Origin of the sequence: Laspinema olomoucense D3b, from assembly GCF_025370785.1 — a bacterium.
GTDB lineage: Bacteria > Cyanobacteriota > Cyanobacteriia > Cyanobacteriales > Laspinemataceae > Laspinema > Laspinema olomoucense.
On record NZ_JAMXFA010000043.1, the window covers coordinates 21,494 to 35,457 of the forward strand.

Annotated in this window: 7 protein-coding genes; 6 read left to right on the plus strand and 1 reads right to left on the minus strand. The window is 48.2% G+C overall.

Going from position 1 to position 13,964, the window contains the following annotated elements; all coding sequences use genetic code 11:
• Positions 1-126: 126 nt before the first annotated feature.
• From NG792_RS23900 to NG792_RS23925, 6 genes are all read left to right on the plus strand, one after another.
• Complete coding sequence (locus tag NG792_RS23900; protein WP_261237048.1) at positions 127-3,075, plus strand: S-layer family protein; 2,949 nt, start codon at positions 127-129, stop codon at positions 3,073-3,075.
• 330 nt (positions 3,076-3,405) lie between these two features.
• On the plus strand, positions 3,406-6,054 hold the full coding sequence (locus NG792_RS23905) for a CHAT domain-containing protein (RefSeq protein WP_261237049.1): 2,649 nt from the start codon (positions 3,406-3,408) through the stop codon (positions 6,052-6,054).
• 898 nt (positions 6,055-6,952) lie between these two features.
• Positions 6,953-7,705, plus strand: a complete 753-nt coding sequence (locus tag NG792_RS23910; RefSeq protein ID WP_261198529.1) for a DUF928 domain-containing protein — start codon at positions 6,953-6,955, stop codon at positions 7,703-7,705.
• 295 nt (positions 7,706-8,000) lie between these two features.
• Entirely contained in the window at positions 8,001-8,174 is a 174-nt protein-coding gene (locus NG792_RS23915) for a hypothetical protein (protein ID WP_261237050.1), read from the plus strand.
• Complete coding sequence (locus tag NG792_RS23920) at positions 8,128-10,641, plus strand: CHASE2 domain-containing protein (RefSeq protein ID WP_261237051.1); 2,514 nt, start codon at positions 8,128-8,130, stop codon at positions 10,639-10,641. Before NG792_RS23915 ends, NG792_RS23920 begins: the two co-directional genes overlap by 47 nt.
• A 112-nt stretch (positions 10,642-10,753) precedes the next feature.
• Positions 10,754-12,472: a YcjF family protein gene (locus NG792_RS23925; protein ID WP_261198527.1), complete on the plus strand. Its 1,719-nt coding sequence runs from the start codon at positions 10,754-10,756 to the stop codon at positions 12,470-12,472.
• 46 nt (positions 12,473-12,518) lie between these two features.
• Here the strand turns inward: NG792_RS23925 and NG792_RS23930 are convergent, their stop codons facing one another.
• Positions 12,519-13,883, minus strand: a complete 1,365-nt coding sequence (locus tag NG792_RS23930) for a hypothetical protein (RefSeq protein ID WP_261198526.1) — start codon at positions 13,881-13,883, stop codon at positions 12,519-12,521.
• Positions 13,884-13,964: the final 81 nt, after the last annotated feature.

Here is a 13,964-nt window from a genome sequence, read left to right on the forward strand (position 1 = left end):
GTCAGGGGAGAGGTTGGAAATAGTTGGGGCGATCGCTCATTTTGTGCTACAACCCTGGTGGGGTTCGCGAAGAAACCATTAGAGGAAAAATCGCCCACTCTTTTCCTTTTAAACAGGTTAAAATGAATGCTTCATTTCAGCCGAGTCCATTCTCACGAATTTATCCGATTATTTTCTAAGTCATTCGGTCTAAAGCCCCGCCATGTCATCACGCTTTCAGGAGTGTTAATCCTGTGGAGTGGATCATTGAGATGCGCTGGCAAAGCCGAGGCGCAAATCATGCCCGATGCCAGCCTGAATCAACCCAGCCTTGTTACCCCCGATGGCACGATTTATCGAATTACCGGAGGCACAGAAATTGACGGAAATTTATTCCATAGCTTTCAGGAATTTTCTCTGAGAATGGGTAATACGGCCTGGTTTGAAAATTCAGGGAGGGTAGAAAATATCCTGACCCGAATTACAGGGGAAAATCTTTCCACCATTGATGGCATTATCCGCGCCAATGGCAGTGCAAATCTCTATTTAATCAATCCTAACGGGATTGTTTTTGGTCCCAATGCTGAGTTAAAGATTGGTGGTTCATTTTGGGCGAGTACCGCCGAGAGTATAGTTTTAGGAGATGGGACTCTATTTAGTGTGATCGACCAAGAATCATCCCCATTGCTGAGGGTAAACGTGCCAGTCGGGTTACAATTTGGACCCAACCCAGGGACTATTGTGGTGCAATCTCAAGGGATAGATAGAGAAACCGGAGGATTGCAAGGGTCACCGGGGCAAACCTTGGGATTATTTGGGGGAAATGTGTTGCTGGAGGGGGGACAAGTGCGATCGCCTGGAGGACGGATTGAGATAGGTAGCGTGGGAGGCAATAGCCGGATCAGTCTAAGCCCCACGGAACGGGGAATTCAAGGGGGATATGATACTGTAGAGGGTTTTCAAGACATTCAACTCACCCAACAGAGTCGGATCAATACCAGTGGAGAGGGGGGAGGAACAATTCACCTGCAAGGGCGGCAAATCGCGATTTCAGAAGGCTCTCAGATATTGGCTCTGAATATGGGTTCCCAACCTGGGGGACCTGTGAATATAAAAGCTACGGAGTTAGTCGCACTCACTGGCGCGGATCCCGAGAATTTTAGTGCAATTGTGAGTGACAGTCAGGGAGTAGGGACCGGGGGAGACTTGACGATCGCAACGGGACAATTTTTACTCCAAGGCACAGCCTTTTTATCCGCCAGTAGCTTTGGATCCGGTGCTGGGGGAAATCTCAACATCAATGCCGCCGATTCCATCACCCTGATGGGGGTAGGATTTGGACCCTTAGAACTGGTGCTGGGAGCTGCATTAACGGGACAACTGCAACCGGGCGATCGCATTGGCGGATTGTTTGCCGGAACCGTCGGCGTGGCCCCAGCGGGGAATATCACCTTAGAGGCAGGGAATGGGATTGGATTGTATAATGGGGCGATCGTCTTTAGTCCCACCTTTGGTACAGAATCCAGCGGGGAAATTCAGATGCGGGCAAACCATCGCATCGAGGCGATCGCCAGTGGAATTTTTTCCAATACTGCCCTCGGCAGTGCCGGATCAGCGGGAAATATTGAGATTGAAACACCTCATTTGAGGATTCAAGACGGGAGCATCATTTCTAGTTCCACCTTGGGAACTGGACCGGGTGGAGATATTACCATTAATGCCTCCCAGAGGGTGGAAATCTCCCGTACCATACCCGAGAACCTCCTGCCCACAGGCATTCTAAATAACACCGTGTTTGGGTCGGGGACCGGGGGAGATATTAAAATTACCACGGGACAGTTGAGCATTCGTGAGGGAGCATTAATTGTCACCAGTACCGGAACAGGTCCCAACGTCGGTTCCCTAGCTGCCGGGGGACCCGGGGGCAATATTCAAATAGAGGCGAGGGAGTCGATAGAAATTGTGGGAGTCTCTTCCGATGGAGCAGTAACCAGTAGTATTGCTACCAGTACCTTTGGGAATCCCCCATCTGGTAATCTCACTATATCTACGGGGCAGTTAACCCTAACGGAGGGGGGAATCGTTTCCACCGGGACCTTTGGTTCCGGGAGTGGTGGAACCCTGACGGTGAATGCTACGCAAGGGATGCACCTTTCTGGGAAATCGCCGATTACGGGACTGCCGACGGGTTTAGATTCCTCGTCAGGACGTGCGGATTTCGAGAATCAGGAGATTAGCGGATCTGCCGGGGACCTGCGCATTAACACCGGACAGTTGCGGGTTCGGGATGGGGCAAATATTGATGTGAGGAGCTTGGGATCGGGTAATGCGGGTACTCTAGAAATTATGGCGGAGTCGGTCCAGTTGGATACGGGAGGGAGTCTCAATGCCACCACCGTTTCTGGTGCAGGGGGTAATATTGAACTGCGATCGCCGGATATATTACTCTTTAATGGCAGTAATATCACCACCAACGCCGGGAATACCAACGGCGGAAATATTACCCTCCAGACCCGAGTTTTGAGCGCCTTGGGAAATAGTGACATTACTGCTAATGCCCTAGCGGGACGGGGTGGACGAGTTAGTATTAATGCCGAAGGCATCTTCGGGACCGACTTTCGACAGACCCCCACTACCAGTAGTGACATTACCGCCACCTCTGAACTGGGACCGGAGTTTAGCGGTTCCGTCGAACTGAATACCCCAGATACGGATTCGAGTTTAGGAATTGTGTCATTGCAAGAAAATTTTGTAGATGCTGCTCAACTGATTGCCCAAAACTTCTGTGCCAAGGGTCAAGGGAGCCGCTTTACCATTACGGGACGAGGGGGTTTACCCGCCTCTCCCACGGAAACCCTCAATCCGTCAGTCATTTTAAATGATTTGCGCCTCGTTCCTACGGCAGGAACGCGGGTTCAGGGTCAAGCGGGGTCAGAAGAGGTCCTCCCTGGGAGCAAAGAACCCCAGAACCCGTCCCTGGTGGAAGCCCAAGGCTGGCGGGTCAATCCAGGGGGGACGGTGGTTCTGGTCACTGAAACCCCCCGAGTCAGCCCTCACAGTTCCTGGTTGAGGGCTGGGGTGGATTGTCGGCAATGAGGAAAGGTGAGGAAAGGTAAGGATATTTATTCTTAATTCTCCCTCATTCGCCCTCTTTTCAGAGGAGAGGGAGAATGAGTGGAGTGTAGGGAAGGAGGGGATTAAATCGCTTAGGGAAGTCTATTTTTAGGGTGCAATAGCTCTTGTCTGTGTCTGGGGGAGGGGAGAGCTAACCCCCCAACCCCTTTCCCTCCCTCTCCTTTTAGAATTTGTCACAAACCTGAACTTGTAAGGAGGTTAGGGGGTATCTTGAGGAATTATACAGAGGATTTATTTTATTGTCAGAGGTTCAAGAAATAATCACGATTCATTCCCAAAGGACATCCAAAAATGCAGAAATTTAGATTTATTATTGTTGCCTTGTTGGGTTTTAGTTTAAGCCTGAGTGTTCGGGTAGCTTGGGGGTTGAGTCCTGATGGATCATCCTCCTTAAGTTTGAATGCCCAAGCGGTTACGGAATTATTAACTCAAGGAAAAAGTCGCTATGAAGCGGGACAGTTTTCTGAGGCAGTGCAGTTTTGGGAACAGGCGGCGATCGCCTTTTCAGAAGAAGGGAATTTATTGGGTCAAGCCCAGGCATTGAGCTTTTTGTCGTTAGGGTATCAGAGTTTAGGAGAGTATCCCAAAGCCAGCGAGGCGATCGCCTCCGCACAAGAGGCTATTGCCCAAGTTTCTAAAGGCGATCAAGGCGATCGCGAAACCGTCCGCGCCCAAATTCTCAATGCAGAAGGTCGTTTACAATTCTTCCGGGGAAATGCAGAAGCAGCCTTAACTACCTGGCAAGAAGCCACCGATGCTTATCGCCAAGCGCAAGACCCGACGGGGGAAATTCTCAGCCAAATTAATCAAGCCCGGGCGATGCAAGGACTAGGACTCTATCGCCGTGCTACCACCCTATTAGAACAGGTGGAAGAACGATTACAAAACCAGTCCGATCGCTCGATTCAAGCGGTAGGATTATTAAACCTGGGAGAGGTCCGGCGAGCAAGTGGAGCATTTGAGGAGTCGGAACGACTGTTGCGCCAAGCCTTAACTTTACAAAACAACCGGGCCTCTACGGAACAAAGCGGGGCAATTTTATTAAGTTTGGGCAATACCTTACGGGCCTTAAATAATTCAGAGGAAGCGATTCGCCTCTATCAAACTGCGGCGGAAACGGCGAGTCAATTTCCTCAAATCAAACTGCAAGCGCAATTAAATCAACTCAGTTTATTAATTGAAACCGAAAATTGGGAAAAAGCCCGCCCACTGAGTGGGGAAATTTCTGAACCCCTTTCCCTGTTATCGGCCTCTCGACCGGGAATTTATGCGCAAGTGAATTTTGCCACAAATCTGATTTGCCTAGAACAGCAAAAAGCGAACTGCCTCGGACAGGAAGAAGAAAATCCCATTCCGGGAAAATTTCAGTTTGGGGGAACGATTCTTTTATTAGAAAAGGCAGTCATCGCCGCGCGGGAGATTACGGATCAACGGGCTGAGTCTTATGGTTTGGGAAATTTAGGGAGAATTTATGAAGAAATGGGCGAGGTGAAGAGAGCCCGAGAGTATAGTGAAACTGCCTTAAATATTGCTCAAACCATTCAAGCCTCGGATATAGCCTATCAGTGGCAATGGCAATTAGGAAGACTGCGGATTCAGAGTGGAGATAAACCCGGGGCGATCGCGGCTTATAGTGAAGCGGTAAATAGCTTGCAATCTCTCCGCAGTGATTTGGTGGCGATTGATCGTCAGGTGCAGTTTTCTTTCCGCGATCGCGTCGAACCTCTCTATCGACAACTGGTGAGTTTATTGCTCGATCGCGCCAAAGAAGTCGAACCTCAACCCGCCCAAGACTATCTCAAACAAGCTCGGGCCACCATTGAATCCCTGCAACTGGCAGAACTGGATAACTATTTTAAAGATGCCTGTTTGGATGTGCAACCGGAGCAAATTGATGAAGTAGACCCAACAGCGGCTACACTTTATCCCATGATTTTGCCCGATCGCTTGGCGATGATTGTCTCCATTTCTGGACAACCCCTCCTCCAGTATGAAACCCTCCAACCTGCTGCCGAAATTGAGAACACCCTAGAGCAATTCCAGCAATTTCTTAACCCGGCTTTTTCTAACCGGCAGCGGTTACAATTGTCCCAAACACTCTATGATTGGTTAATTAGACCGGCGGAAGCCTCATTAGCTGAAAATGGCGTAGAAACCTTAGTTTTTGTCCTGGATGGGTTCTTGAGAAATCTACCCATGTCAGCCCTCCATGATGGCGATCGCTATGTCATTGAGCGCTATAATATTGCTCTAACTCCGGGCTTACAACTCCTCGCCCCGCGACCCTTAACGGGGGAAACAATTCAAGTCCTCAGTGCGGGAATTACCGATGCAAGGCAGGGTTTCAGTGCATTACCGGGGGTGCAAATTGAATTAGAGCAGATTGGAGATTCGGTCCCGAATGCCAAAATTTTGCTCGATCGCGAATTTACCGAATTAAACCTGGCGACTGCGATCGCTGCGGTGGATTTCCCCGTGATTCATTTAGCTACTCACGGTCAATTTAGCTCCGATTCTGAGCAAACCTTTATTCTGACTTGGGATGATAAAATTCGCGTTACTGAGTTTGAAGAACTGCTACAGACTCGGGAATCGGGGTTAGCAAATCCCATTGAATTACTGGTGCTGAGTGCCTGTCAAACCGCTGCCGGAGATAAACAGGCTGGTTTAGGCTTGGCGGGGGTCGCGGTGCGCTCTGGTGCAAGGTCTACCTTAGCCACCCTGTGGGCGGTGAATGACCAATCTACCGCCCTGTTAGTCACGGAATTTTACCGCAATTTGGTGGGCGTGGCAACGACCGACGGAATCCCCCAATCTGGACAATTGCCCATGAGTAAAGCTCAAGCCCTGCGTCAGAGTCAGTTAACCTTATTACAAGACCCGAAATATGAGCATCCCTTTTATTGGGCACCCTTTGTACTGGTTGGAAATTGGCTCTAAAGGGTGACAATCCGGTGACGTTTGTCATCACACAGAAGGGGAGGAGAACAAGAGGGTAAATAATTGAAATTAAGGGAAAAATGGGCCTGCTGACTGGGGGAAATGATCACGGGTGAGCAATATCATACACCCCGGATCAAGGGGATTGATTGAAGTCTGAACTGGCACAGCACTGGGATCTATTGCGAGTCTTGTAGGAATTCGATAGCAAAGGGGTGGGAGTAGCTTGGTGCTTACTGTAGCAAGGGAGCAAGAGGCTCCCACTCCTGAATTTTAGGGTCAGACTGTTGCAAGACTCGCTACAGAATGGAGTTAAAGCAATTCCTAAATTGCGCTGATCTGGATGGTGAAATCAGAAAATTTGCTTAAGTTTTGTAATTCTCTGGCCGAGAGAATTTACTCCCTGGGATTGTAAAATTTTGATGAACTAGAAACCGGAATTAAGGAAGGGGGCGCACTGAGCCATAAAAGGCCTCTTTTCCGTGTCCGATCTTGCCTTCAAGCTGTGGAGTCGGATTGTCCCGGACCTCTGTAGTACCGTTTTGACGCCGAGTTTAATCAAAAATTTTGCAAAGGGGGCGATCGCCTATAGACAGAGGTAATTTAGCTTGTTATAGTAAACGTATAAAAGCCTATCGGGTGCTAAATTTGGGAGCCGAATCCGTCGGGATTCATTCAGCCACTTCATGGTGGTAATTTGTAGATAACTAGACAGGGCAAGCCAATCGAGTCAATCAGCAGAATTTCTCACTCCCTGAGAACATCCAGTGCAGATTAAGCCAAATTATTTTAGAGAGCGGTTCGTTCCTAATGGGCAACCTTGATCCCTAAAATTAGAAATCTTAGAGAGGCGCTGACCCTGAGTCCCCCCATCGAATCATTAAAAGGTAGCAAAATCATGGCCCGTAAAAATTACCAGGGTTCCTGGGCACTCTGTTCTATCGCCCTATCTCTCAACTTAGCTTTTCTGGCCGCTTTACCGAGTCGAGCGCAAGTCTCGTCCCCCTTGTCCGGTCCTCAAATCCTAGCCAGAGTGACCTTTGAACCCCCTACCCGGGAACGTCTGAACGATTCCGCCGGAGGAGCCTCTCGTCAAGGAGGATTCTGCCCCCAGGATGGGATGGTGGAAGGTCCTTCGTTGATGCCCATTCTGCCCGATAGTAAGGAAGGGTTAACGGTATCAGAGCGCCCCACGTTGTTTGTCTATGTTCCCGAAACCAAGGCAGAGAATGGCTATTTTATCCTAAAAGACCAAACTGAGGAGTATTATTACCAAACCCAGGTCAGCATTCCCCAGGAAGGAGGTATCGTCCGCCTCACCCTTCCGGAAAATGCTCCGGCCCTAGAAATTGGGACAACCTATCAGTGGTCCTTTGTAGTCGCCTGCGAACCTCCGGTGCGAGCAGATAGTCCCCGGGTTGAGGGTTGGTTACAGCGAGTGGAACCTACGGCAAAGCTGAATAGTTATGAAGGCGTGGACTCGATTGAAGCGGCCACTTCCTACGGAGCCGAGGGGATTTGGTATGATGCGGTGAGTACCTTAGCGGATCTACGGCGATCGCAGCCCCAAACCTACAATCAAGAGTGGGTAGACTTTTTAAGCTCCGTAGGACTGGAAAACGTTGCTAACGAGCCGATTTTGGAACCTTAACACTCCGAAGGGAGCCCCAAAATCCCACAACACTCTTACTGTAATAATGAGTTCCATAGAAACCCGGTTTTGTAAAAAACCGGGTTTTTCCATCCCTTCAGAAAGTTCAGATAGCACCCGAGAATTTCACCTACTGGGGATTTATGTGTTCCTAAACCGACTTGAGTGCCTGGAATACCACAATTTGGGGAACCAGGAAAGATATCGAGAAGATAGAGATAGATGAGGACAGGGAAAACCTTGGGTTATCCTTAGAATGTAAAGTGGGGGAGGAACTAGGGCATGATACCTAGAGATGAGGACCTCTTTTCTGTTGGCGATCGAAATCAATTCTGGGTTCAGCGAAATCTATGTGCCACAAGCTCAGAGTGAGCTTAAAACGAAAAGTATGGCAATGGCGTGCTCCATTGATTACTGCACCTGTGGTAGCCGGGATCGCGATCGCTATCAACTCCCTCGGATGGCTTGAGACTCAGGAGTTGGGAATGCTCGATCGCTTTTTTCGGTGGCGTCCGAAAGAAGCACCCGAGGAACGCATTGTCATCGTCACCATTGATGAGTCGGACATCCGCCATGTGGGACAATGGCCCATGCCCGATCGCGACTTAGCCCACTTAATTCAAACCATCAAAGCCCAAGAACCTGCTGCTATTGGGTTGGATCTGTATCGAGATCTTCCCGTGGAACCGGGACATCACGAACTGGTACAGGTGATAGAGTCCACCGATAACCTAATCGGAGTGGAGAAAGTGATTGGTGCTAGTGTCGCAGCGCAACCTACCTTAAAAAAGTTAGAGCAAGTGGGGATTGCGGATGTGGTCTTAGATGAGGATGGCAAAATCCGCCGAACTTTATTGTCTCACAAAAATAAATCCGACGAAACCCAGCTGAGTTTTCCCGCAATCCTGAGCTTGCTTTATTTGGAAAAACAAGATATCCACTTAGAAATGCTCAATCCTGAGCGAATGCATTTAGGATTGGGAAAAGCCGTATTTGTCCCTTTTAGTCGCAATGATGGGGGATATGTTCGCGCCAATGCCGGAGGGTATCAGATGTTGCTCAACTACCGAGGGCCCCTGGAACAGTTCGGACAGATTTCCATGACGGATGTTTTAGAAAACCGGATTCCACCGGATCTGATGCGCGATCGAATTGTGCTGATTGGGGCCACAGCACCCAGTCTGAATGATTTTTTCTTTACCCCTTATATCAGCGGGTTTCATCGGAACCGCAATCTGTTAATCAACTCCGAACGGACCCCGGGAATTGTGATCCATGCGAATACAATCTCTCAAATGCTCAGTGGAGCCTTAGAAGGACGACCTTTTTTACAGGTTTGGTCAAATCGGGTTGAGGTTTTATGGGTTATGGTGTGGTCCAGCGTCGGTGCGGCGATCGCATGGCGGTGGCGTGGGAGTAGTGCGGCTGAACAAAAGAGAATTTGGTCCCCGCTGCTGATCGTTAATGTTTTGTTCGGGGGATTCAGTACAGTCGCTTTTGGATTCGTGGCTTTTTTGTACAGTTGGTGGATTCCGGTTGTGACTCCCCTGGTCGCCTTAGTTGGGTCCGCCATTGTGGTAACAGAGTATCACAGTCGAAAATTGCTTCGCGATCGCGATCGGAAACTCACTGAATTTTTAGAAGCAGTGCCAGTGGGTATTTCCATCGTTGATGCCCGAGGCCAAACCTATTTTATCAATAAAAAAGCTACAGAAATCCTAGGCCCAGGGGTGATTGCAGCGGAACAAAATAATGGCAAAAAACCCCTTGAGTACAACTATGAAGCCGGGACAGATAACCTCTATCCCTTAGCGAATTTACCCGTGAATCGCGCCTTAAAAGGGGAATATACCACGGCGAATGATATTGAAATCCATCAAGGGGATAAAATCATTCCCATTGAAGCTTGGGGAACCCCAATTTATGACGAAGAAGGCAATGTAGCGTTTGCCATTGTGGCTTTTCAAAATATTAGCGATCGCAAACAAGCCGAATCCGAACGGCAAGCCTTCGTTCAAAAACTCTGTGAACTCAATGAAGATTTAGAACGCTCCCTAGATGCAGAAGAACGCTTAACCGAAGTTGCCGAACGCTTTGTCCCCAATCAATTCCTCTCCTTCTTAGGCTATGAAAGCCTTGTGGAAGTCAAAGTGGGTGATGCCGTAGAACAAGAAATGTCCGTCTTATTTTCCGATATTCGCAACTTTACCACCCTCTCCGAGAGCATGACCCCGGAGGAAAACTTTAAATTTATCAATGGAGTCCTGTCCCGCCTGGAACCCTCCATTATTGAAAATAATGGGTTTATTGATAAATATATTGGCGATGCAATTATGGCCTTATTTGGGGGAGAACCTGATAATGCCGTCAAAGCCGGGATATCCATGTTAGAAAAATTAACCGAATATAACAGCACCCGAGGTAGACCGGGACGCCCTACCATTAAAATAGGGATTGGCATCAATACCGGCTCTTTAATGTTAGGAACCGTAGGCGGACAAAACCGAATTGATGGGACGGTGATTGGGGATGCGGTAAATTTAGCCTCCCGCATTGAAACCCTCACGAAAGCTTATGGAGTTTCGTTATTAATCACCCAAGAAACCTTTTTGGGCTTAGAAAATCCCAATGATTATCACATTCGCTTGATTGATCGGGTCACCGTTAAAGGTAAATCCCAAGAAGTTACTGTCTATGAAGTCTTTGATGCCGACTTGCCAGAAAGTCGCGAAGGAAAGTTGAAAACAAGACCGGATTTTGAACAAGGGATTTTATGCTTTTATTTGAATCATTTTCGGGAAGCACAAGTTCTGTTTGAACGCTGTCTGAGTATCCACCCCGGAGATACTGTCGCCCAAATTTACCTCGATCGCTGTCACCAAAAAGAGGCCGAAAGTCTCCTGGATAACCCCGAACACTCCGAGAATCACTCCTAATCCTGCCCTCAAGACCCCAGGGTCGATCGCCCCACTGGATCTCCCCGAAGCCGCCACATCCACCAAGCCACGCATTAAGATCGAAGCAGACTCCATCCCATCACAAACTCTCATGCGTTTAACCCGTCTGTTAACCCTATTCGCCGGAATCATCCTCATCTTGGGGATGGTCCTATGGCTGGTGAGTTCCATTTACCAGCTTTATGTGCAGATTAGCTTTACAGCCCCTCTGCTGGCTACCTTGCTGCTGTTGCTGGTGATCGCCCTCCTGATCGTCCTGATTGGGGCGTTTATTTACTATCTGCAACTGTTTGCCGGGGGTTCTTCGTCCCGTCGGGGTCGGGGGAAACGTCGGGTCAAAATCCCAGAACGAAAGTCAGATGCGGCAGGACAAACCCTACAGGTAGTCCGGCAACAGGTCGATCGCATCCAGGATGAAGTTACCAAAAAAGCCTTATTGCAGCGATCGCGTGAGTTGGAACAAAATCTCTCCCGAGGGAACATTCAGGTGGTGATTTTTGGCACCGGATCCTCGGGGAAAACTTCTCTGATTAATGCCTTGTTAGGGCGGATGGTGGGACGAGTGGATGCACCAATGGGGACAACGGAGGTGGGAGAAACCTATCGGTTGCAACTGCAAGGACTGGAACGGGAAATTGTGATTACGGATACTCCCGGAATTTTAGAGGCAGGAGTTGCCGGAACTGAACGGGAAAAATTGGCGCGATCGCTGGCAACGGAAGCGGATTTATTATTATTCGTGGTTGATAATGATTTAACGCGATCGGAACATCAACCCTTGGAAGTTTTAGCCCAAATTGGCAAACGGTCCATTGTGGTTTTAAATAAAATAGACCTCTATCCCGACGAAGAACGAGAATATATTTTAGCTAAACTTCGGGAACGAGTGACGGGATTTATCTCAGCAATGGATGTGGTGGCGATCGCCGCTAATCCCAAAGCTGTTCCCTTAGACAATGGTGGCGTTTTCCAAGCAGACCCGGATATCATGCCCTTAATTCGTCGGATGGCGGCAATTTTGCGGGCAGAAGGGGAGGATTTAGTAGCGGATAATATTTTATTACAATCTCAACGCCTTGGGGAAGAAGCGCGACGGTTAATTGATTCTCAGCGTCGCCGCCAAGCCGAAAAAGTGGTCGATCGCTTTCAATGGATTGGCGCTGGGGTGATTGCTTGTACTCCTGTTCCGGTGATTGATGTGCTGGCAACTGCCGCTGTCAATGCCCAAATGGTGGTAGAAATTGGCAAAATATACGGCTGTGAAATTAATCTGGATCGGGGACGGGAATTAGCCTTATCTTTGGGCAAAACTCTGGCGAGTTTAGGGATTGTGGAAGGGGCGATTAAGTTAGTAACGGCAGCCTTACAGTTAAATTTAGGGACATTTGTGGTGGGGAAAGCTATTCAAGGGGTAACGGCGGCTTATTTAACCCGAATTGCCGGAAAAAGTTTTATTGAATATTTCCGTCAGGATCAAGATTGGGGGGATGGCGGAATCACGGAAGTGGTGCAGCGACAATTTCAATTGACGAAAAAGGAGGAGTTTGTCAAGGTTTTTGTCAAAGATGCGATCGCGAGGGTGGTTGACCCCTTAAAAGAGGCATTTGAGTCCGAGGATGATGACCATTATGAGGATGATCCAGAAGGGTATGAACCGGATTATGGCCGAAATGATGACCGGGATTATGATAAAATTCCCGTAACTCGCGATCGGCAAGACTCTCCAGAACGAGCACCGTTGGTTCGTTATTTAGGAGAGGAACTGGAGGACGATTGGCAAGTCGATCGCCGCAGACGGGATGATTGGTAAATACGAGGGTAAATGCGAGTTTGGCGATGAGAGGAATTAGCCCAACTTACCGCAGGCGATCGCTTTTATTCGAGAGGCGTTTGGGACAAAACCAAGTGATGCAAACCGATGCCAGGAGACATCCCAGTAATCCGGCGATCGCACTCAAGGACAAAGCGAGGCTAAAATTGGTCCAGGGTTCCGGAACTTGTAAGTGATCCACCGTCGCAGCGATCAGGGCCGACTGTTTGAGGGGAATCACCCAAGAGGGGGAGGAGGAAGCAACCACGCCCGCCGTCCCAATTCCCGTCCCCACCAGACAAGCAAAAGTTTGGAAATCGCGATCGCTTTGCGCTTGGGAAATCTCCACAATGGAGGCGATCGTCCCACGCAGATGTTCTAGGATATTCAAATAGGGGCGCAAACTGGCATAATCTTGTTCAAGTTGCTTTTGATATTTAGCCTTGACAATGGCACTAAACTCTTGTAAAAACTTGAAATCGTTACTTACCTGAAAAACGTTTCCTGCTTTTTTAGCAATGGATTGAACGGATTTTTCATATTGATGTAAGTTTAGGTCAATTTCATGCTGTCTGACTTCAATACTATTAATATTGTTAACAAAGTTTGATAAGGCTAAGGAATTATTTTGCAAAGCTAACTTTAGTTCACAGAGGTCTAAATTATATAATCCTTTAATGGACGCAGACATCTCATTAAATTCCTCGACCATTTGTTCCTTCAATTCCCGGCTTTGACCGTAAGCCCAAAGGATTTTATTCCGGTAGCAAAATAAGCCTTTCCAATCCTGATGAAAGTCCGCCCCAGTTTCCATTGCTTTTTGATTGGGATATAGAATCAGGATCAGATGACTCGCGGCTTCCATTTTTTCCCAACGTTGCGGGGAAGAACGCCAAAATTCAAAGACTGTCCCCCCTAAAAATTGACCTTTTTCTTGATATTGCCATCCTTCCTCTATTAAGGTTTGGTAAACATCATTGGCTAAAATCTCGCGATCGTCCTTCTCTGGATTTTCCACCCAACCAGATACCATCCAAGTTTGACCTAATTTACCCGGTAGGTGACCCTGTTCTGGAATCAGGGTCAACATCACCTCCAGGCATTGGACTACTTCCTGACCATTAAACTTGCCATCAACGGATATATTTAAAGCTAATCCGTAATTTTCATCCAGGGCAAATCGACCAACGGAACCCTTGATCCGGTTGTCGGTTTTTAACTGCCCCTCAAATTCAACAGCAGATTTATCGAAATGGGTAACTTCTAAAAATTTAATAGCTTTGGGGTCAGTTCCACTACCTTGTTCTACAATATTTGCCCTAAAGTCTTGGGGGTAAGTTGCAGCCCCAACCCCTCCTTCCTGGAGATGATAAATAAATAGATCAAGTGTAGGACAAACTAAATTAATCATAACAATTAAAGGCGTCAATAGGGGAAAATTAAATCCGGAAGGAGTCGGACAGGATGACCTGTAGATGCTTGCCCTGAATGA

Bases quoted from the DNA above. Each gene is read 5' to 3' on its own strand.
- NG792_RS23905 (WP_261237049.1), top strand. From the start codon at position 3,406: ATGCAGAAATTTAGATTTATTATTGTTGCCTTGTTGGGTTTTAGTTTA.
- NG792_RS23915 (WP_261237050.1), top strand. From the start codon at position 8,001: ATGAGGACCTCTTTTCTGTTGGCGATCGAAATCAATTCTGGGTTCAGC.
- NG792_RS23900 (WP_261237048.1), top strand. From the start codon at position 127: ATGCTTCATTTCAGCCGAGTCCATTCTCACGAATTTATCCGATTATTT.
- NG792_RS23910 (WP_261198529.1), top strand. From the start codon at position 6,953: ATGGCCCGTAAAAATTACCAGGGTTCCTGGGCACTCTGTTCTATCGCC.
- NG792_RS23930 (WP_261198526.1), bottom strand. From the start codon at position 13,883: ATGATTAATTTAGTTTGTCCTACACTTGATCTATTTATTTATCATCTC.
- NG792_RS23925 (WP_261198527.1), top strand. From the start codon at position 10,754: ATGCGTTTAACCCGTCTGTTAACCCTATTCGCCGGAATCATCCTCATC.